Source organism: Cellulomonas sp. GbtcB1, from assembly GCF_019091725.1.
Taxonomy (GTDB): Bacteria; Actinomycetota; Actinomycetes; order Actinomycetales; family Cellulomonadaceae; genus Cellulomonas.
The window spans coordinates 50,034-70,471 of the sequence record NZ_JAGXJG010000008.1 but is presented as its reverse complement, the minus strand read 5'-3'; the positions used below and the strand labels follow the sequence as shown (position 1 = coordinate 70,471).

The 20,438-nt window shown below is 76.5% G+C and carries 18 protein-coding genes; 6 read left to right on the top strand and 12 right to left on the bottom strand.

Translation table 11 applies throughout. The annotated features are described in order from the left end of the window. Positions 1-29: 29 nt before the first annotated feature. Positions 30-1,076, bottom strand: a complete 1,047-nt coding sequence (locus KVT14_RS04870) for an aminotransferase class V-fold PLP-dependent enzyme (RefSeq protein WP_217614629.1) — start codon at positions 1,074-1,076, stop codon at positions 30-32. A gap of 82 nt (positions 1,077-1,158) precedes the next feature. Here KVT14_RS04870 and KVT14_RS04865 point away from each other — a divergent pair, with 82 nt between their 5' ends. Further along, positions 1,159-2,112, top strand: coding sequence for a LysR family transcriptional regulator (locus KVT14_RS04865; protein ID WP_217614628.1), 954 nt, complete (start codon positions 1,159-1,161; stop codon positions 2,110-2,112). Here the strand turns inward: KVT14_RS04865 and KVT14_RS04860 are convergent. From KVT14_RS04860 to hflX, 3 genes are all read right to left on the bottom strand, one after another. After that, a complete protein-coding gene (locus KVT14_RS04860) occupies positions 2,109-3,077 on the bottom strand; it encodes an L-lactate dehydrogenase (protein ID WP_217614658.1) in 969 nt (322 codons plus the stop codon). The genes KVT14_RS04865 and KVT14_RS04860 overlap by 4 nt on opposite strands. A gap of 178 nt (positions 3,078-3,255) precedes the next feature. After that, positions 3,256-5,394 carry an ATP-dependent DNA helicase gene (locus KVT14_RS04855; protein WP_308160893.1) on the bottom strand — a complete coding sequence of 713 codons (2,139 nt, stop codon included), beginning with the start codon at positions 5,392-5,394 and terminating at the stop codon, positions 3,256-3,258. A gap of 61 nt (positions 5,395-5,455) precedes the next feature. After that, complete coding sequence (hflX, locus tag KVT14_RS04850; protein WP_147796860.1) at positions 5,456-6,955, bottom strand: GTPase HflX; 1,500 nt, start codon at positions 6,953-6,955, stop codon at positions 5,456-5,458. Positions 6,956-7,143: 188 nt separating this feature from the next. Here hflX and KVT14_RS04845 point away from each other — a divergent pair, with 188 nt between their 5' ends. Further along, complete coding sequence (locus tag KVT14_RS04845; protein ID WP_217614627.1) at positions 7,144-7,758, top strand: class I SAM-dependent methyltransferase; 615 nt, start codon at positions 7,144-7,146, stop codon at positions 7,756-7,758. A gap of 3 nt (positions 7,759-7,761) precedes the next feature. Here the strand turns inward: KVT14_RS04845 and KVT14_RS04840 are convergent, their stop codons facing one another. From KVT14_RS04840 to KVT14_RS04810, 7 genes are all read right to left on the bottom strand, one after another. Beyond that, on the bottom strand, positions 7,762-8,094 hold the full coding sequence (locus tag KVT14_RS04840; RefSeq protein WP_308160892.1) for a thioredoxin family protein: 333 nt from the start codon (positions 8,092-8,094) through the stop codon (positions 7,762-7,764). Positions 8,095-8,155: 61 nt separating this feature from the next. Continuing rightward, complete coding sequence (gene dapF / locus KVT14_RS04835; RefSeq protein WP_217614626.1) at positions 8,156-9,127, bottom strand: diaminopimelate epimerase; 972 nt, start codon at positions 9,125-9,127, stop codon at positions 8,156-8,158. Further along, positions 9,124-10,080 (bottom strand): tRNA (adenosine(37)-N6)-dimethylallyltransferase MiaA, encoded by a 957-nt coding sequence (miaA, locus tag KVT14_RS04830; protein WP_217614625.1) that lies wholly within the window; start codon positions 10,078-10,080, stop codon positions 9,124-9,126. The genes dapF and miaA overlap by 4 nt, the downstream gene beginning before the upstream one ends. Further along, positions 10,077-10,895 carry a hypothetical protein gene (locus tag KVT14_RS04825; RefSeq protein WP_217614624.1) on the bottom strand — a complete coding sequence of 273 codons (819 nt, stop codon included), beginning with the start codon at positions 10,893-10,895 and terminating at the stop codon, positions 10,077-10,079. Before KVT14_RS04825 ends, miaA begins: the two co-directional genes overlap by 4 nt. 132 nt (positions 10,896-11,027) lie before the next feature. After that, entirely contained in the window at positions 11,028-13,028 is a 2,001-nt protein-coding gene (locus KVT14_RS04820) for a hypothetical protein (RefSeq protein WP_217614623.1), read from the bottom strand. Then, a complete protein-coding gene (locus KVT14_RS04815) occupies positions 13,025-15,016 on the bottom strand; it encodes an HSP90 family protein (protein WP_217614622.1) in 1,992 nt (663 codons plus the stop codon). Before KVT14_RS04815 ends, KVT14_RS04820 begins: the two co-directional genes overlap by 4 nt. A gap of 10 nt (positions 15,017-15,026) precedes the next feature. Further along, the gene (locus KVT14_RS04810; RefSeq protein ID WP_217614621.1) at positions 15,027-15,524 is read right to left on the bottom strand and encodes a YbjN domain-containing protein; all 498 of its coding nucleotides are present in this window, start codon (positions 15,522-15,524) and stop codon (positions 15,027-15,029) included. 194 nt (positions 15,525-15,718) lie between these two features. On the opposite strand from KVT14_RS04810, the gene KVT14_RS04805 reads away from it, so the two are divergent. Beyond that, complete coding sequence (locus tag KVT14_RS04805; RefSeq protein ID WP_147793812.1) at positions 15,719-16,291, top strand: YbjN domain-containing protein; 573 nt, start codon at positions 15,719-15,721, stop codon at positions 16,289-16,291. Beyond that, positions 16,288-16,797: a YbjN domain-containing protein gene (locus tag KVT14_RS04800; RefSeq protein WP_308160891.1), complete on the top strand. Its 510-nt coding sequence runs from the start codon at positions 16,288-16,290 to the stop codon at positions 16,795-16,797. Before KVT14_RS04805 ends, KVT14_RS04800 begins: the two co-directional genes overlap by 4 nt. Positions 16,798-16,822: 25 nt before the next feature. On the opposite strand, the gene miaB is transcribed toward KVT14_RS04800, so the two are convergent. Further along, positions 16,823-18,421, bottom strand: a complete 1,599-nt coding sequence (gene miaB, locus KVT14_RS04795) for a tRNA (N6-isopentenyl adenosine(37)-C2)-methylthiotransferase MiaB (protein WP_217614620.1) — start codon at positions 18,419-18,421, stop codon at positions 16,823-16,825. Positions 18,422-18,556: 135 nt separating this feature from the next. Here miaB and KVT14_RS04790 point away from each other — a divergent pair, with 135 nt between their 5' ends. Both KVT14_RS04790 and KVT14_RS04785 read left to right on the top strand, forming a co-directional pair. Next, positions 18,557-19,354, top strand: a complete 798-nt coding sequence (locus KVT14_RS04790) for an amino acid ABC transporter ATP-binding protein (protein ID WP_217614619.1) — start codon at positions 18,557-18,559, stop codon at positions 19,352-19,354. 102 nt (positions 19,355-19,456) lie between these two features. Continuing rightward, the gene (locus KVT14_RS04785; RefSeq protein ID WP_217614618.1) at positions 19,457-20,335 is read left to right on the top strand and encodes a glutamate ABC transporter substrate-binding protein; all 879 of its coding nucleotides are present in this window, start codon (positions 19,457-19,459) and stop codon (positions 20,333-20,335) included. Positions 20,336-20,438 lie beyond the last annotated feature (103 nt).

Below are 20,438 nucleotides of genomic sequence, written 5' to 3'. Positions count from 1 at the left end.
GCACCGGCCGGGCGCGACCCGGCCGGCGGTCAGACCTCCCCGTGCAGCGCGGTGAGCGCGCGCTGCACGTCCGCGGCGTCGTTCCAGACGTGGAACGCCAGCCGCACCCGCCCGGCGCGCCCGGCGACCCGGCAGCCCGCCGCCACCAGAGCTCCGCGACGCCGCCCCTCCGGGTCGGGCAGCGTCACGATCGCGCTGCCACCGGGCCCGAGCCCGAGACCCGCGCGGAAGGCGTCGGCGAGCCCGACGGCGTGCGCCTGGACGGCGTCCCGGTCCGCACCCGCGAACACGTCCAGCGACTCGGCGGCGCCGAGCCACGCCTGCCACGCCGGCGACACGTCGAACCGCCGCGCGTCCCCCGCCAGCCGCATCTCGGGCCCGTAGCAGGACGCCCAGGGGTCGTCGCCCGCGTACCAGCCCGCGTGCACGGGGACCAGCGCGTCCTGCGCCTCCGCCCGCACGGTGAGGAAGCCCGTCCCGCGCGGGGCGCACAGCCACTTGTACGCCGCGGTCACGCTCACGTCGTACCGGGACGCGTCGACGCGGCGCCACCCCGCTGCCTGGGTGAGGTCGCACAGCGTCCGGCTGCCCGCCGCCCGCGCCGCCGCGAGCACCGCGTCGTCGTCGAGCACCGCGCCGGTCGCCGACTGCACCAGCGAGTAGGCGACCAGGTCGACACCCGGCACGACGGCCTCGGCCAGCCGGTCCGCGGGCACGTGCTCGACCCGCAGCCGGCCCTGCGCGAGGAAGGGGAACACCACCGAGCTGAAGTCGCCGTCGACGCACAGCACGCGCGCGCCGTCCGGGAGCGACGCCGCGACCACCGCGGCCATCGCCGAGACCTGCGACCCGATCGCCACCCGGTCGGCGGGCACGTCCACCAGCGCCGCGAACCGCTCGCGCGCGGTCACCACCGCCTGCTCGTACCGCGCCACGTCGAGGCCGCCCGACGACCACCGGTCCACGTCCTCGCGCAGCGCGCGGGCGGTGCGACGGGGTGCGACGCCCGCCGTGGCCGCGTCGAGGTGCCCCGGAACCGGGTCGAAGTCGGATCGGAGATCGTCGAGCGTGCGCATGGTTCCAGGCTCACCGATCGGCACGCATGCGAGCAACGACCAGTTCATCATCAACCCATGCGGCGCACTTATGCTTCGGCGCATGGTCTCCCGGAGCCTCGACGCCGCCGCGCTGCGCCTCGTCCGCGCCGTCCAGGACACCGGCAGCGTCACCGCCGCCGCGCGGGAGCTCGGCCTGACGCAGCCGGCGGCGAGCCAGCAGCTGCGTGCCGTCGAGCGGCTGGTGGGCACGCCGGTCGTGGTGCGCGCCGGGCGCGGGGTCCGGCTGACCGAGGCCGGTCAGGTGCTCGCCCGCAACGCGTCGGCCGTCCAGTCCGCGCTGGACGCGACCCTGGAGGAGGTCGCGGCCGTCGCCAGCCTGCGCGCCGGCCGGGTCCGGGTCGCCGCGTTCCCCTCGGCTGCGGCCACGCTGCTCCCGAGCGCGCTCGCCGCGCTGCGCACCGCCCACCCGGGGATCGGGGTCACGCTCGTGGAGGCGGAGCCGCCGGAGGCGCTGGCCGAGCTCGCCGCCGGCCGGGTGGACGTCGCCGTGACGTTCCGCGACGCGCTGCCGGACCCGCGCCCGGCGGACGACGACCGGCTGCGGCGCGTCCCCCTGCTGCGGGACGAGGTGCTCGTCGTGCTGCCCGCGTCCGACGGCCGCGCCGCCGGCGAGCCGGTCGACCTCGCCGGCCTGGCCGACCGGCCGTGGATCGCGGGCTGCCCGCAGTGCCGCGCGCAGCTCGTCGGCACCTGCGCCCGCGCCGGCTTCGCCCCGCGGGTCGACTTCGCGACCGACGACTACCTGGCGGTGCTCGGCCTGGTCCGGGCCGGGCTCGGCGTGGCGACCCTGCCGGGCCTGGCGCTGGCCGCGCTGCCGCACCCGGGCGTCACGGTGCACCCCGCCCGGCCCGGCGCCGCGCGGCTCGTGGAGGCCGTCGGCGAGGCGGGCACCGCGCGGGTGCCCGCCGTGGTCGCCGCGCTGGCGGCGCTGCGCGAGGCCGCGACGGCGGTGCGGCACCCGCACGTGCGGGTGCCGCGTCCGCGCACCGCCTAGAGCCCGAACCGGCGGGCGACCGCGCGCAGCTGCTCGCCCGAGCGGCGGAGCCCCGCGAGCTCGTCGGTCGACATCGGGACCTGCAGCCGCTCGCCGACGCCGGAGCGCCCGACGATCGACGGGACCGACAGGCAGACGTCGCTGATCCCGTGGTAGCCGTCGAGCAGCGACGACACCGGCAGGATGCGGCGCTCGTCCTTGACGATCGCCTCGATGATCCGCGAGCCCGCGAGCGCCACCGCGTAGTTCGTCGCGCCCTTGCCGGCGATGATCCGGTAGGCCGAGTCGACGACCTCGCGGGCGATCGACTCGCGGACCTCGTGGGTGAGCGGCACGTGGCCCTCGATCGCGTTCCAGTCGAGGATCGGCACGCCGCCGATGGTCGCCGAGGACCACAGCGGCAGCTCGGTGTCGCCGTGCTCGCCCGCGATGTAGGCGTGCACGTTCTGCACGGCGACGCCGGTGTACTGCGCGATGAGGTACCGCAGCCGCGAGGAGTCGAGCACCGTGCCGGACCCGAACAGCTGCGTCGGCGGCAGGCCGGAGAACTTCAGGGCGGCGTACGTGACGATGTCGACCGGGTTCGTCACCATCACGTACACGGCGTTCGGCGCGACCTCGACGAGCGAGGGCAGGATCTTCTTGACCAGGGCGATGGTCGCCTCGGCCAGGTCGATCCGGGTCTGCCCGGGCTTCTGCTTGGCGCCCGCGGTGATCATGACGACGTCGGCGTCGGCGCACGCGGCGATGTCGTCCGACCCGATGACCTCGGCCATCGGCATGAACTGGATGCCGTGCCCGAGGTCCAGCGCCTCGGCCTCGACCTTCGCCTTGTTGATGTCGTAGAGCACGACGCTGCGGGCCGCGCCGCGCATGAGCGCCGCGTAGGCCATGGTCGACCCGACCGCGCCCGCGCCGACGACCGCCAGCTTGGTGGTGCGGCGGGGCTGCAGGGGCGTGCCCACCAGACCCAGCTCGTCGCCCTCGACGTCGTCGATCTGCTCGCTCACGGCGGTCCTCCCGTACGTGCTGCCCGTGCTCGCGCGCCGGTCGGCGCGCTGGTCACGAGGCTAGCGGGCCCACCCGCCCGGGCGCGCCCCGGGCGGGGGCCCCGGGCGCGTCGCGGGGCCGCGGACGCCCTGGTCAGGCGGTCGGCGCGGGCGCCGCGAGCCGGCGGAGCGCCCCCAGGGCCACCTCGCGGTCGGTCGTCCGCCAGAACGCCGGCAGCGACCGCGTGAGGAACTCCCCGTACCGGGCCGTCGACAGCCGGGGGTCGAGCACCGCGACGACGCCCCGGTCCCCCGTCGACCGGATCAGCCGCCCCGCGCCCTGGGCGAGCAGCAGCGCGGCGTGCGTCGCCGCCACCGACATGAAGCCGTTGCCGCCGGAGGCCGCCACCGCCTCCGACCGGGCCGACTTCACCGGGTCGTCCGGCCGCGGGAACGGGATGCGGTCGATGATCACGAGCTGGTTCGACCGCCCCGGCACGTCGACGCCCTGCCAGAGCGACAGGGTGCCGAACAGGCAGGTCGGCTCGTCGGCGGCGAACTGCTTCACGAGCGTCGGGAGCTGGTCCTCGCCCTGCACGAGCACCGGGACGTCGAGCCGCTCGCGCATCGCCTCGCCGACCGCGACCGCGGCCCGGCGGGAGGAGAACAGGCCGAGCGTGCGGCCGCCCGCGGCGGTGATCAGCGCCTCGATCTCGTCGAGCTGCGCGTCGGTGGCGGGCTCGCGCCCCGGGGGCGGCAGGCGGCGGGCGATGTAGAGGATGCCCTGCCTCGGGTAGTCGAACGGGCTGCCGACGTCGACGCCGTGCCACGGCAGCGACGCGGGGGCCGGGCTCGCCGCCGGCTTCGGCACGTCCAGCGTGGTGCCCTCGCTGCCGCCCGGCGCCGACACCGCGACGGTCGCTGCCGTCGCGGTCGCCGCGGCCGCCTCGCCCGCGCCCTCCAGCCCGATGCTGCGGGCCATCGACCGGAACTCGCCGCCGAGGCTCAGCGTCGCCGAGGTCAGCACCGACGCGCGCCCGGACAGCAGGTGCGTCCGGATCAGCCCGTTCACGGCGAGCGGCGCGGCGTACAGCCGGGTGGCGCCGTCGCGCTCGGCGCGGGAGCACCACAGCACCGTGTACCGCTGGTCGTCGGCCTCGGCGGCCATCCGCTCGGCGACCTCGAACAGGGCGAGCACGGACGACGTCGCGATCTTCAGCCCGCTGTCCGCCGGTGCTGCCTCGCCCGCCGCGGGCTTCTCGGGGCGCAGCGCCGACAGCAGGCCGCGCGCCGCGTCGCGCACCATCGCGACCGCCTGCCGGGTGCCCTCCGGGAGCCCCTGGGTGAACCGACCCTCGGGCAGGTGGATCAGCGCGGCGCCGAGGGCGGTCGCCGCCGAGTCGAGCTCGGTGGTCGCGATGCCGCCGTGCCGGCGCGCCATCCGGCCCGCGTGCTCGACGCTGCCGACGGACAGCTCGGCCGTGGACTGGGCGGTGACCCGGTCGGCGAGCTCGTGTGCCTCGTCGACGACCAGCACCTGGTGCTCGGGCAGCACGTGCGGCGAGCCGGACGCCGCCACGCCGAGCATCGCGTGGTTCGTCACCACGACGTCGGCGGACCGGGCGGCGGCGCGGGCGCGCTCCGGGAAGCACTCCTCGAGCAGCGGGCAGCGCTGGCCCAGGCACTCCAGCGACGTGACCGACACCTGGCGCCACGCCCGGTCGGTCACGCCGGGGACCAGGTCGTCGCGGTCGCCGGTCTCGGTCTCCTCGGCCCACTCCCGCAGCCGGACCACCTGCGCGCCGAGCGACTCCTTGCCCGCGTCCTCGCCGTCGGCGGGGTCGGTCGTGGACGGGTGCTCGGCCGCGCCGCGGTCCCCGAGGTCGAACAGCATGCCCTGGTCGTCCGGCGGGTAGCCGCCCGACGTCTTGTGCACGCACACGTAGTTGTGCCAGCCCTTGAGCAGCGCGATCCGGGGCTTGCGGGGCAGCTCGGGGGCGAGCGCGTCCGCGACCAGCGGCAGGTCGCGGGTCATCACCTGGCGCTGGAGCGCGAGCGTCGCGGTCGACACGACCACCCGCTCGTCGGCGACCACGGCGTGCCGCACGGAGGGCACCAGGTACCCGAGCGACTTCCCGGTGCCGGTGCCGGCCTGGACGAGCAGGTGCTCGCCCTTCTCGACCGCCTCGGCGACCTGGTTCGCCATCCGGCGCTGGCCCTCGCGGGGCGAGCCGCCGAGCGCCGCGACCGCCACGTCGAGCAGGTGGTCGACGTCGGGAGCGGGATCGGGCACCCGGACAGGGTAGTCGGGCGCGGGGACACCTCCGGCACGCGGAGGGTCCCCGCGCGGGGCCTCAGCCGCGCTCGACGGCCGCTGCGGCGAGCTCGGTCGCCAGCGCCTGGTCGACCCGGCCGCGGAGCGCGGTGCCCTGCGGCGTGTGCTCCTCGGCGTCGATCTCGCCCGTCTCGTGCACCCGGTGCACCAGGTCGCCGCGGTCGTACGGGATCACCAGGTCGACCGTCACGCCCGGGCGCGGCAGCTGGTCGGCGATGACCGCCTGCAGCTCCTCGATGCCCTCGCCGGTGTGCGCGGAGACCACGACGGCACCGTGCTCCCGCGAGCGCAGCCGGGCCACGGCCTCGGGCTCGGCCAGGTCGGCCTTGTTGAGCACGATGATCTCGGGCACGTCCATGGCGCCCGGGATGTCGGCGAACACGTGCCGCACCGCGGCGATCTGCCCCTCCGGGTCCGGGTGCGACGCGTCGACGACGTGCAGCACCAGGTCGGCGTCGGCGACCTCCTCGAGCGTCGACCGGAACGCCTCGACCAGCTGGTGCGGCAGGTTCCGGACGAAGCCGACGGTGTCCGCGAGCGTGAACACGCGGCCGTCCGCGGCCTGGGCGCGCCGCACCGTCGGGTCCAGGGTGGCGAACAGCGCGTTCTCCACCAGGACGCCGGCGTCGGTGAGCCGGTTGAGCAGCGAGGACTTGCCCGCGTTGGTGTACCCGGCGATCGCGACCGACGGGATCGCGTTCTTCTTCCGGGACGCCCGCTTGGTGGCACGGGCCGGCTCCATCGCGGCGATCTCGCGGCGCAGCTTGGCCATCCGGTCGCGGATGCGGCGGCGGTCCAGCTCGATCTTCGTCTCACCGGGTCCGCGCGAGCCCATGCCGGCGCCGGCGCCGCCGACCTGGCCACCGGCCTGCCGGGACATCGAGTCGCCCCAGCCGCGCAGGCGCGGCAGCAGGTACTCGAGCTGCGCGAGCTCGACCTGGGCCTTGCCCTCCCGGGACTTGGCGTGCTGGGCGAAGATGTCGAGGATCAGCGCGGTGCGGTCGACGACCTTGACCTTCACCACGTCCTCCAGCGCGCGGCGCTGGGACGGGGCGAGCTCGCCGTCGACGACCACGGTGTCCGCGCCGACGGCCAGCACCACGCCCGCGAGCTCCGCCGCCTTGCCGGAGCCGAGGTACGTGCCCGGGTCGGGGTTCTGCCGGCGCTGCAGCAGGCCGTCGAGCACCTGCGAGCCCGCGGTCTCGGCCAGGGCGGCGAGCTCGCGCAGCGAGATCTCGGCGCTCTCCTGGGTGACGCCCCCGCCGCCCCAGAGGCCGACCAGCACGACGCGCTCGAGGCGCAGCTGCCGGTACTCGACCTCGGTGACGTCCTGGAGCTCGGTGGACAGCCCCGCCACCCGGCGCAGCGACGTGCGCTCCTCCAGGTCGAGCTGCTCGCCGTCGTAGGTGGTGTGGACGGTCGCGCCGTCGTGGACCGCCGTGCCCGCCCGCGCGAGCACGCGTGCCACGACGTCGTCGGCGACCCGCTGGGCGTCGCGCGCGGCCTGCTGCGCGTCCACCTCGGTCTCCGGGACGTCCTGCTCGCGAGTCGTGGGGTTCTGGGGGTCGTTCACGCGGTTCCTTCGCTGTCGGCGGCGGGCGGCCGTCGTCGGCGGCCCGGGTACCAGTGTCGCGCGCCGCGGGGGCGGGCGCGAGGCTATTCGCCACGGGCGGACGGTGCGCCGGGGCGGGCCGGTAGGGTCGCGGCGTGACCGGCACCGAGCACTACTTCACCGCCGAGCCCGCCTCCCCCGACGAGCGCCGGGCCCGCACCGTGCACCTCGCGGGCCGGGACGTCGAGGTCGAGACCGCCGGCGGCGTGTTCTCCCCCGACCACCTGGACGGCGGGACCGAGGTGCTGCTGCAGCACGTGCCCGACCCGCCCCGCGACGGCGACCTGCTCGACCTCGGCTGCGGCTGGGGGCCGGTCGCGCTCAGCCTCGGCCTGCTCGCCCCGCACGCGCGGGTGTGGGCCGTCGACGTGAACGAGCGGGCACTCGACCTGACCCGGCGGAACGCGGCGCGGCTCGGGGTCGACGGGCTGACGGCGGCGCGACCCGAGGACGTGCCCGACGACGTGCGGTTCGCCGCCATCTGGTCGAACCCGCCGATCCGGGTCGGCAAGGAGACGCTGCACGCGATGCTGCGGCAGTGGCTCCGCCGGCTGGTCCCGGGCGGCGAGGCGTACCTGGTGGTGGCGAAGAACCTCGGGTCGGACTCGCTGCTGCGCTGGCTGGCGACGGAGCTCGACGGGGCCGCGGCGGTGGACCGGGTCGCGACCGCGCGGGGGTTCCGGGTGCTGCGGGTGGTCGCGGCGGGCTGAGGTTCAGCCCTCGCGCACCGCCGCGACCGCGGCGCGGGCCTGCGCGAGCGACGGCACGCCGGTCACGGTCAGGGTCGGGAAGCCAGCGGCGTCGAGCAGCACCGTCGTCGGGGTCTCGGTGACGGCGAACCGCTCCGCCAGGTCGGCCCGGTGCGCGACGTCGACCTCGACGTGCGCGACGCCGTCCTGGGTCGCCACGACCCGCTCCAGCACCCGGCGGGTGGCCCGGCACGGTGCGCAGAAGCCGGACGACAGCTGGAGGAACGTCGCGTCGCGGCCCAGGGGGCGGCGCAGGTCCTCGGCCGTCAGGGCGGCGGCGGTCGACGTGTCGGTCACGCGGGGTGCAACGCGGCCGCGGGCCGGGGTGTTCCGTCGCCGGACGGGGACGCGGGCGCGGTCAGCGGGACAGCGCGGCCGGGTCGACGTCGAGGTCCGCGACGAGGACCGCCGGGCCGGCGAGCTCGACGTGGCCGTCCGGCAGGGCCGCGACCCGCACGGTCCCGCCGGGCACGTCCACCAGCCAGACGTCCGGCGCCTGCGGCCCGGCCCACGCCCGCACCGCGAGCGCCGCGGCGCACGCGCCGGTGCCGCAGGACCGGGTCTCGCCGACGCCGCGCTCGTGCACGCGCATCCGCACCCGGCCGACGACCGTGCCGTCCGGGAGCCGCTGCTCCCCGAGCGGGACGACCAGCTCGACGTTCGTGCCGTGCGGCGGCACCGGGTCGACCGCGGGGGCCCGGGTGAGGTCGGCGGCGGCCAGCTCGGCGTCGTCCGCGAGCGCCAGCACCGTGTGCGGGTTGCCCAGGTCGACGCTGAGCGCGGGGCGCGGCACCGGCAGGCCCGGGACGTCCACCTGGGCGTCCGCGCCCGCGGCGGCCGCCTCGGGCCCGCCCGGCAGCCGCCACTCCCCCATGTCGACGGCGTACCAGGTCTCGCCCGCGGGGCCGGCGGCCTCCCGGACGCGCCGCACGCCGGCGCGGGTGCCCAGCACGAGCTCGCCCGCCGCGGGGTCCCACAGGCCGAGCGCGCGGGCGTACTCCGCGACGACCCGCACGCCGTTGCCGCACATCTCCGCGATCGACCCGTCGGCGTTGCGGTAGTCCATGAACCACGTGGCGGCCGGGTCCTCCGCGAGCACCGCGGCGCCCTCGGGCAGCTCCGCGCTGGCGACGAGCCGGATGACCCCGTCGCCGCCGATCCCCGCGCGACGGTCGGCGAGCGCGCGGACCAGGTCGGCGTCCAGCGCGATCCCGGTCCGGCCGTCGAGCAGCACGAAGTCGTTCTGCGTGCCGTGGCCCTTGGTCACGCGCAGCGCCGCGACCGTGTCGGGCAGGGCGCGGGCGGCCGGGGACGCGGCGGGGGCGGTCATGACCCCAGACTACGGCGCGGCGCCGGGTCGTCCGTGGCGAGCCCCAGCTCCCCGGCGTCGGCCGCCCGGACGAGCGCGAGGGCCCGGTCGACGAGATCCGGGTCCTGCGCGTCGAGCCAGTGCACCCGCGGGTCGCGGCCGAACCAGCCCATCTGCTTGCGGGCCAGCCGCCGGGTGCCGGCGACCACCTGGGCGCGGGCCTCGTCCTCGGAGATCTCGCCCCGCAGGGTGGACAGCACCTCGGCGTAGCCGACGGCGCGGGAGGCCGTGCGGCCGATGCCGCGCCCGACCAGGCCGCGCACCTCGTCGACGAGCCCGGCGGCCCACATCCGGTCGACCCGCGCCTGCACCCGCTCGTCGAGCTCGGCGCGGTCGCAGTCCAGGCCGATCTGCACGGCGGGGACCTCGTAGTCGTGACCGGGCAGGTTCGCCGAGTACGGCCGCCCCGTGAGCGCGATGACCTCCAGCGCCCGGACGATCCGGCGGGCGTTGCGCGGGCCGATGTTCTCCGCGGCGACCGGGTCGGCGGCGGCGAGCTCGGCGTGCAGGGCGCGGGCGCCCTCGGTCTCGACCCGGGCCTCCAGCGCGGCGCGGACCTCCGGGTCGGTGCCGGGGAACTCGATCCGGTCCAGCAGGGACCGCACGTACAGCCCCGACCCGCCCACCACCACCGGCCGGCGGCCGCGGGCGGCGATGTCGGCGAGCGCCGCGCGGGCGTCGCGCTGGTACGCGGCGACCGTGGCGTCCTCGTGCGGGTCGAGCACGTCGAGCAGGTGGTGCGGGACGCCACGGCGCTCCGCGACGGCGAGCTTGGCGGTGCCGATGTCCAGGCCCCGGTAGAGCTGCAGCGCGTCGGCGTTCACGACCTCGCCGTCCAGGTGCTCCGCGAGGGCGACGCCCAGGTCGGACTTGCCGGTCGCGGTCGGGCCGACCACGGCGACGACGACGGTCAACGGGGCTCCTCGGGGTGGTGCGGGACGGGACGGTAATGCGGGGCGCGGACGGTCGAGCCGGCGTAGGCGACGGGGTCGGCGGGCGCCGCGGGGGCCGCGGGGTCGGCGAGCCGCCAGGCGGCGACGACGTGCTGGGCGCCCGCCACGACCTCGGGGTGCACGGTGGCGGCCTCGGCGAGCGCGCCCGCGGGGAGCAGCGCCAGGGCGGTCCGCCACGGGGCCCGGCCCGAGACGGCCAGGTCGCGCGCGCCGTCGGCCCCGAGGTCGTCGAGCGCGCGGGCCAGTGCGGCGGGCCCCTCGGCGAGGGCGGCGAGCAGGGCGTCGTCCACGGCGGGGGCGCGCGGGTCGTCCGCGAGCGGGGCGTCGGGTCCGTGCCGGGCGCTGAGCGACCCGACGACCACGACCGCGCTCGGGGCGGCGGAGGAGTCGTGGGCGGCGACGACGTGGTCGGCGGCGCGGTCGATCTCGACCACGTCGACCGGCGCGGCCACCCCGGCGGCGCGCAGCAGCACGAGCGCGACCGACGCGGGCACGTCCGCGCGCGGGGCGCCGTCGAGGGCGGGCGGCGCGAGGTCGGGCAGGTCGAGCCCCGCGCCACCGAGCCCGGGCGCGACGGGGTGCGGCAGGAACCGGCCGCGACGCGCCGGCGCGATCACGACCACCCGCCCGACGCCCGGGTCCCCGTCGTCCCCTCCGGCGAGGTCCGCGAGCGCCGCCACCGCCGCGTCCCGCAGCCCGGCGGCGGGGTCGGCCCGCCCGGCGGCCCCGGGGACGAGCAGGGCGGTGTCGGGCAGGAACACCACGGCCAGGCTCACCCCGGCACCGTATCCCGCCGAGCCCCGCCCCTCCGCAGCCCGTCTCGCCGAGACTGCAAAGTCGGGCTGTCGGCCTGGGCCGGCACACAGTCGAGAGGTGCAGACTCGGCGATGAGGCTCGCGGAGGCGGGGTCAGGTGGTCAGGGCGCGGGCCAGGTCGTCAGCGCGGGCGTCCTGGCCCGAGCGGCGCAGGACGTCGACCAGGGCGTTCGCCACCTCGCCGTGCGGGGCCCGCTGGCGCGCGGCCTGGAACCCCTCCATCGCCGACTCCAGGTGCCACACCGCGTCCTCGACGCGGCCGAGGTCGTCGTGCAGCCGCCCGGCGAGCCAGAACGCGTGCGCGGCGTCCGCGAGCGCGCCGAGGCCGGCGTAGGCCTCGGCCGCCGACTGCGCGCGGGTGGCAGCGGCGGCGCTGCGCTCCGGCCCGCCGAGCGTCGCCAGCAGCCGGGCGGCCGCGTCGTCCAGGTCGGCGGCGGCGCGGCGGTGCTCGGCCTGCTCGCGGGCGACGAGCTCCGGGGCCCGGTCGTCGTCGCCCGGTGCAGCGTCCGCCGTCAGCCGGAGCAGCAGGCCGTCCGCCTCCGCGAGCACGGCCTCGGCCTGGCCGGTCACCGCGGCGGCGCCGGCCCACGCGACGACCACCGGCGCCACGACCGTGGCGGGGACGTCCGCGGCCCGGAGCCGGGCGACCGCCGCGGCGTAGCCGGAGGCCGCGCCGTCGTCGTCGCCGAGCACCTGAGCGCAGTGCGCGGCCTCCGCGTAGCCGAAGCCGGACTCGGTCAGCAGGCCCGCGCCCTCGAACGCGACCGCGGCGTCGAGGTAGGCACCGGCCGCGGACTCCAGGTCGCCGGTCCCGGCGAGGCGCTCGGCCTCCGCGACCAGCGCCGCCGGGTCGGCCGGGGCGGCACGCCGCGCGTCGGCGGGAGCCGCGCCGTCCGCGCTCGTCCCGGCACCCGCCCCGTCGCGCGCCGCGGCGGCGCCGCCCGACCCGCCCGCGGCCGACACCGCGCCGCCGCGCGCCGCCAGGCCCCGCGGGAGCACGTCGAGGTCCAGCGTGTCCGCAGCCGGCTCCGTCGCCCACGCGCGGGCCACCGACTCGCTCTCGGCGCCCGTCCCGTTGCGGGCGTCGAACTGCTTCGCCAGCGCCGTCGCCTCGGACCGCAGCCAGTCGTCGAGCTCGGCCACGGTCGTCGCCGGCACGGCGGTCAGCCGCACCGGGAGGTCGCCCCGCCCGGCCGAGCGCAGGACGTGCGTCGCCGCGCCCACCAGCCGCGCGAACGCCAGCCGCGAGTACGGCGTGTCCCCGCCGGTGAGGTACTGCTGGTCCGCCTCGATCGCCCGGACGGCCCGCTCCGCCTGCCCGCCGCGCGCCAGCAGCCGCACCCGGCGACCGCGGGCGCCGACCATGTCGGACTCGGCCTCCGCGAGCGCCGCGACGGCGCGCCGGTGCGTCCGGGCGGCGTCGCGCGGCCGGCCCTGGTCCAGGTAGGCCTCCGCGAGGTACGACAGCATGTCCGCGGGCTCGGACGCGCAGGACGGGTCCTCGGCGAGCGTCTGCTCGATGATCCGGATGCCCTCCTCGGCCCGGTCGGTGCCGATGAGCCACGCGGCGCGGTCGCCGGGGTCGCACGCCTCGCACTGGGAGAAGTCGTCGCGCGGGGTGGCGATCCACGCCTGGTACGCGGCCTCGACGTCGGCGGCGCCGCGCTGCCGGGCCCACGCGAACCGCTCGTAGGCGACCGCGTCCATGCCGTTCCCGGCCAGGGCGTACCGGCGCTCCATGTCCGCGAGGGTGCGGTCGATCTGCTCGGCGGGCACCGTCGGGAAGTCCGCGAGCCCGGAGATCATCCACTTGAACGACCAGAACAGGCCGTGCCGGTCGTGCGCGTCGAAGTGCTCGGGGTGCTCGTCGTACCAGCGCAGCAGCCGCGCGAACGCGACGAACGACCGGTCGACCTCGCCGCCCCACTGGTACGCCTCGACCAGCGTGCCGAGCGCGTAGGCGCGAGCGGCGTCCGGGCCCTCGGCGTCGACGAGACGCACCTGGCGCTCGGCGGCCTGGGACCGGGCCAGCCCGTACGGCATCTGCCGCACGCGGGTGATCTCGCGGTTGGCCTCGTCCAGCGTGCGCGTCACGCGCGCTCCTCCCCGGCCGGTCCCCCGGCCGCCTCGTCGTCGGCGCCGGACAGCCCGCCCGGCACCCCCTCGTCGGCGCCGCCCCGCGGGCCCGCGCCGGACCCGGCCAGCCCGGCCCGCAGCAGCACCGACATCGAGCCGGTCATCAGCTCCGAGTCCCGCGCGCGCAGCGGCTCGCCGGACAGCAGGAGGGCGGACACGTACAGCGACCGCAGCCCCGCGGCGACCACCTCGCCCGGCGGCGCGTCGAGCAGGTCGCGCACCAGCGGGCTGGCGTCGTTGAGCACCAGCCGGCGCGCGGCGGCGGGCGCGGCGAAGCCCGCGAGCACGTCGCTCCACACGTCGTCGGCCTCGGCCATCGCCGCCTGCAGGTCGCGCTGGTGGTCGCCGTCCCGGTCGTGCAGCAGGACGGCGGGCAGCTCGGCGGGCTCGAACGTCCGCAGCACGAGCTCGGTGTCGAGGGGCCGCAGCACCTCGCCGCCCGCCCGCACCGCGTCGAGGGTCGCGAGCTCGCGCTCCGGCGCCACCGGTGCGAGCACCTGCGCGATGTCGCCGGCGCCGAGCGGCCGGACCTCGCCGAGCCCGCGCCCGGGCCCGCGCGCCGCGAGCCGCGCGAGCAGGTCCGCGTCGTAGACGTACCCCGCGTTCACCACGGCCAGGCCCTGCGCGCGGGCGACCGGGGCGATCCGCCGGTACTCCTCGAGCGTCGGGGCGAACACCACCTGCCCGTGCTCGGCCGCGACCTCGGCGAGGGTGAGCGTCCCGTCGGTCGTCTCGTAGGGCAGGATCCGCGCCGCGAGGTCGAGCATCGTGTCGTCGGTCAGGGCGAGCGAGCGCACCGCCAGGTGGTGCGTGCTCACGAACTGCCGCGCGAGGGCGGTCGACGACTCCAGGGTGCGCAGCGTCCAGGACCGGACCGCGTCCGCGAGCGCCTCCTGCGTCGCCAGCAGCACCTCGTCCGTGTACAGCGCCTCGCGGGAGGCGGTCGGGCGCAGGCCCGAGGCGTCGATGACGCACCGGACGAAGAACGCCCACTCGGGCAGCAGCCCGTCGACGCGCGTGCCGAGCAGCATCCGCTTGAGGTAGACCCGGTGCGAGCCGCCGCCGCCCGGCGGGACCGCGGCGGGCAGCACGAACGCCACCCCGGTGACCCCGGCCAGCGGGACCGACAGGTCGATGCTGGCGAGCGGCGTGAAGCCGAGGGTCTGCTCGCAGTACCGGGCCAGCGCCTGCGCGCGGGCGGCCTCGTCCGGGTGCTCGCGCGCCCAGGGCTCCTCGGGCGCCGAGATGCGACGCCAGACGTGCCCGGGGCGCGGACCGCCGTCGGCGGGCAGGTCGTCGGCCGGGTCAGCATCGCCCGGCGCGGCCGCGGGGGCGGTCCCCAGCGGCACCTCCACCGCCACGTCGACCGGCAGCAGCGAGCCGAACTCCGCGGCGAGCGCCGCGACCGTCTCCCCCGCCAGCCAGTGCTCGAGGTCCCGCCGCGGCCGGAGCCGCACCGTGCTGCCCGCCGGCAGGTCGGCGTCCGGCAGCTCGACGAGGTCGTACGACCCGTCGGCGTGCCCACGCCAGCGGACCGCAGGGGCCAGCGGGTCCCGGGCTGACCGGGACACCAGCTCGATCCGGTCGGCCACCATGAACGCCGACAGCAGGCCGATGCCGAACTGCCCGAGGAACTCCTCGCGACCGACGCCGAGGTCGAGGTCGCGCTTGGACGACCGGCCGACGGTCGCGAGCAGCTCCTCGGCCTCGGCGCGGGTCAGGCCCACCCCGGAGTCGGTGACGAGCAGCGAGCCGTCCGGCAGCGGCCGCAGCCGGACGGTCGCCGGGCACCCCGGGTCCTCGGCGCGGCGCGCGGTGATCGCGTCGACGCCGTTCTGCAGCAGCTCGCGCAGGTAGACCCGGGGGCCGGAGTACAGGTGCCGGGCGAGCAGGTCGACCACGCCGTGCAGGTCGACCTGGAACGCCCGCGCGGCGGGGTCCGTCATCGGCGCCGGGTCACTCCCCGGAGGCCGCGGCCTCGGCGGCCTTCGCCGCGGCGGCCTCGGCCGGGAACTGCTCGTCGAGGTGCTCGAACAGGCTCAGCGCGGTGGTGATGCCGCACGCGAGGTGCAGGTCGATCTGCTCGTCGGTCGCGCCGTGCTCGTAGTCGACCGTGTGCTCGGCGTACACGCCGACGACGTCGTCCTCGGCCCGCACGTAGCCCTTCGGCCACAGCTTCTCGGAGTTCCAGGTGTTCACCAGGTCGACCACGCGCGCGTACTGGTCGATCCCGACCTTGCGGTTCCACCGGCCGCGGGTCTGCAGGTACTCCTGCTGGCCGCCGAGCCGGAAGAAGTAGAACAGGTGGCCGTCCCAGTAGCCGCCGATGTCGCCGTCGTCGTCGACCCCGTAGTTCATCTCGCGAGCGTCGAGCACGTCGATGACCCGCTGGTGGGACAGCGGCTGCAGCGCGGGACCGGCCGCCGCGGCGTCCGGCTTGGTGAAGAAACCCATGGCGTCCTCGTGGGTGTCGCGCGGGGCGCCCGTCGGCCCCGCTGGTCGCGTCGGTGCTGGTGGTGGGCGCGCACGGCGCCGTCCGGGACGAGCCTAACCCGATCGCGCGAGCACCCAGCCGCCCGAGATGTCCGATCCGGTGAACGGAGGGTGACCACGCTGGCGGCGTCGGCGCCCGCGCGTATGGTGTGCGCATGGGTCTGTTCGGGAACCGCCGCCCCCGCCGCGGACCGGGCCGCCCGGCGAGCGGTCGCGAGGCCGCGCCGGTCCCCGCCAACCCGGGTCGGGGCGGCGCGCGCGGCTCGGAACCCGGCGGCGTGTCCGTCGACGACGGCCGGCCCACCCCGCTGAGCACCGACCGGATCGTGCGCTGGTTCGAGCGGAACGACTTCCACTACTTCACCGACGACGACGGCGACCTCGGCGGGCTGTGGCGAGGCCGGCTGTTCTACTTCTTCCTGTTCGGCGAGCACCAGGAGATCGTCCAGGTGCGCGGGCAGTGGAACCGCGAGATCGCGATCGAGCGGCTCGAGGAGGTGCTCGACGCCTGCACCGAGTGGAACGCCGAGCGCATCTGGCCGAAGGCGTACGTGCGGGTCCGCGACAACGGGATGGTGCACGTCGTCGCCGAGGTCTCCACCGACCTGGAGCACGGCGCGACCGACGAGCAGCTGAGCCAGATCCTGTTCTGCGGCCTGTCCACGTCGAGCACGTTCTTCGACGCGATCGACGAGCTCTACCCCGACCCCGCGGCGGTGGCCCCGTGACCGCGCCCCGCACGCCGGGCTGGCTGTCCCGGGTGCTCGGCGAGCGCGCCGCCGCCCCCGCGCCGCAGCGCCGGGTGCCGCTGCAGGCCCGGCCGACGCCGCTGACCCGCGACCGGGTCGCCTCGGCGCTGTCGTCCCGCGGCTACCACTTCCGCGTCGACGAGGACGGCGACCTGACCGGTGTGTGGAACGACTCCCGGTTCTGGTTCCTGCTGCTCGGCGAGCAGCGGGAGATCCTGCAGGTGCGCGGCCGCTGGCACCGGCAGCTCCCGGTCGACAGCCGCCGCGCGGTGACGCTCGCGCTCAACGACTGGAACCGCGAGCGCATCTGGCCGAAGCTCTACCTCCGCGAGGAGGAGGGCCAGCTCGCCGTGTACAGCGAGGTCTCGACGGACCTGGAGCACGGCGTGACCGCCGAGCAGCTGGACCAGCTGCTGTCCTGCGGGCTCGGCACCGGGGTGCAGAGCTTCGCCTCGTTCGACCAGCTGCTGCCGCCGCAGGTCTGAGCGGCGGTCGGCACCGGGTCGGCGGTCAGCGCCGCCCGAGGGTCGGCAGGCCGAGCAGCACCGGGGCCGCGGGCCCGCCCGAGGCTGCGCCCGTCCCGCACGCGTCCCCAGCACCGCCGTGCGCGTGGTCGTCCTCGCCCGCCTGCCGCCGCTCCCAGGCGTCGCCCGCCCGGGTCCGGCGCACCGCGAAGGTGCCGTCCTGCGCCGCCGAGTCGGCGACCAGGTGGTGCGGGGCCGCGTGCGTGACGTCGACCGTGACCAGGTCGCCGGGGCGCGGCGCGTCGGCCTCGGCCAGCCCGGCGGGCAGCGCGAGGTGCACGAGGCGGTTGTCCGCGGCGCGGCCGGACAGCCGGCGGGTCTCGCCGTCCTTGCGCCCCTCGCCCTCGGCGAGCAGCACCTCGACCGTGCGGCCGACCTGCCGCTGCGCCTCCTCGAGGCCGATCCGGTCCTGCAGCGCGATCAGCCGCTCGTACCGCTCCTGGACGACCGCCTTGGGCAGCTGGTCGGGCAGGTCGGCGGCCGGCGTGCCGGGGCGCGGCGAGTACTGGAACGTGAACGCCGACGAGAACCGCGAGGCCTCGACCACGCGCAGCGTCTCGGCGAAGTCCTCCTCGGTCTCCCCCGGGAAGCCCACGATGATGTCCGTGGTGATCGCGGCGTCCGGCAGCTGCGCGCGGACCCGGTCGAGGATGCCGAGGAACTTCTCCGACCGGTAGGAACGGCGCATCGCGCGCAGGACCCGGTCCGAGCCGGACTGCAGCGGCATGTGCAGGCTCGGCATGACGGCCGGCGTCTCGGCCATGGCGGCGATGACGTCGTCCGTGAACGCCGCCGGGTGCGGCGAGGTGAACCGCAGCCGCTCCAGGCCGTCGATCGACCCGGCCGCCCGCAGCAGCTTGGCGAACGCGCCCCGGTCGCCGAACTCGACGCCGTACGAGTTCACGTTCTGGCCGAGCAGGGTGACCTCGATCGCGCCCTGGTCCACGAGCGCCGCGACCTCGGCGAGCACGTCGCCCGGCCGACGGTCCCGCTCCTTGCCGCGCAGGTGCGGCACGATGCAGAAGGTGCAGGTGTTGTTGCAGCCGACGCTGATCGACACCCAGCCCGCGTACGCGGACTCGCGGCGGGTCGGCAGCGTCGACGGGAAGACCTTGAGGGACTCCTCGATCTCGACCTGGGCGGCCTCGTTGTGCCGGGCGCGCTCGAGGAGCACCGGGAGCACGTCGAGGTTGTGCGTGCCGAACACGACGTCGACCCACGGCGCGCGCTCGACGATGCCCGTGCGGTCCTTCTGCGCCAGGCAGCCGCCGACGGCGATCTGCATCCCCGGACGGGCGCGCTTGGTCCCGGCCAGCCGGCCGAGGTTGCCGTACAGCTTGTCGGCCGCGTTCTCCCGCACCGCGCACGTGTTGATCACGATGACGTCGGCCTCCTCGGCCGCCGCGGCCTCGGGCGACGCGGCGACGTAGCCGGCCTGCTCGAGCATGCCGGCCATGTGCTCGGAGTCGTGCACGTTCATCTGGCACCCGAGGGTCTTCACCAGGTACGTGCGCGCGGGCGCGCCGGCCGGCGACGTGGGGGCGTCGGGGGCCACGAGGACGGGGGGCGGGGTCGTCGTGCTCATCGCGGACCAGGGTACGTCCGCGGCTCGCCGCCCTCCGCAGCGATGACTCCACCCCGGTCTCCACATGACCGTCTTGTTTCCGATCTGTGACCTCAAAAGGTGGCGCGGGTAACACGAGCCTCATAGGTTCCAGGGATGGCACAGCCCGACCCGGCCCCGGCCCCCAACCCGGCGGCGTCCCCGGCACCCCACCCCGGTGCGCCCCTCGTCGTCCTCGAGCACGTGGAGAAGCACTTCGGTGCGCTGCACGTGCTGCAGGACGTCAACCTCACCGTGCGCCGCGGCGAGGTCGTCGTCGTGATCGGCCCGTCCGGCAGCGGCAAGTCCACGCTGTGCCGGACGATCAACCGGCTCGAGACGATCGAGTCCGGCACGATCACCGTCGACGGCGAGCCGCTGCCCGCCGAGGGCCGGGCGCTCGCCCGGCTCCGGGCCGACGTCGGCATGGTGTTCCAGTCGTTCAACCTGTTCGCGCACCGCACGGTGCTGCAGAACGTCACGCTCGGACTGCGCAAGGTCCGCCGGATCGGCGGTGCCGAGGCCAAGGCGCGGGCGATGACCCTCCTCGAGCGGGTGGGCGTCGCCAGCCAGGCGGACAAGCTGCCCGCGCAGCTGTCCGGCGGGCAGCAGCAGCGCGTCGCGATCGCCCGCGCGCTGGCGATGGAGCCCAAGGTCATGCTGTTCGACGAGCCGACCTCCGCGCTCGACCCCGAGATGATCAACGAGGTCCTCGACGTGATGACCTCCCTCGCGGCCGAGGGCATGACGATGGTCGTCGTCACGCACGAGATGGGCTTCGCCCGCCGGGCCGCCGACCGCGTCGTGTTCATGGACGGGGGCGCCATCGTCGAGGAGGCGGACCCCGAGACGTTCTTCACCGCCCCGCGCAGCGAGCGGGCGCGCGACTTCCTGTCGAAGATCCTCACCCACTGAGCCCGGGCGCCCCCGCGCCCGCAGCACCACGCACCACCCCGCACGAACCCCGACCGGCACCGACCGAGACGCACCGCACCCGACGCGACCCAGGAGCCCGACATGAGAACCCGCACCGCAGGCCCGATCGCCCTCGCCGCCGCCGCCGTCCTGACCCTCGCCGCCTGCGGCGGGTCCGACGACGCCGACGGCGGCTCGACCCCCGAGGTCTCCGACGTCGAGGCCTCGGACTTCCCCGAGGGCTCGACCATGGCGGCCCTCGCCGACGCCGGCTCCATCACGATCGGCACCAAGTTCGACCAGCCGCTGTTCGGCCTGGTCGGCCCCGACGGCACGCCCGAGGGCTTCGACGTCGAGATCGGCAAGATCATCGCCGGCGCGCTCGGCATCCCCGAGGACGGCATCGAGTGGAAGGAGACGGTGTCCGCCAACCGCGAGTCGTTCATCGAGTCCGGCCAGGTCGACATCGTCGTCGCGACGTACACGATCAACGACGAGCGCAAGCAGGTCGTGTCGTTCGCGGGCCCGTACTACGAGGCCGGGCAGTCGATCCTCACGCTCGCCGACAACGAGGACATCCAGGGCCCCGACGACCTCGCGGGCAAGAAGGTCTGCACGGTCTCCGGGTCCACCCCCGAGGCGAACCTGCTGGAGAACTACCCCGACACCGAGGTCGTGCCGTTCGGCGCGTACTCCGACTGCCTCGAGCCGCTGCGCGGCGGGCAGGTCGACGCCATCAGCACCGACAACGTGATCCTCGCCGGCTTCGCGGCCGACGACCCGGCGTTCGAGGTCCGGGGCGAGCCGTTCACCGAGGAGCCCTACGGCATCGGCCTGGCGCTCGACGACACCGACTTCCGGATGTGGATCAACGACGTCCTCGAGCAGTCCTACGAGGACGGCACCTGGACGGCCGCGTGGGAGGCGACCGCCGGCACCGTGCTGCCGACGCCCGAGCCGCCCGCCGTCGACCGCTACTGACGGCGCCGCGGCGCCCGGGGGCCACGGCTCCCGGGCGCCGTGCGGCCCGTCCGCGCCGTCGACGCCCGTCGACCCCGCCGTCCCCCGAAGGCAAGGACCCCCG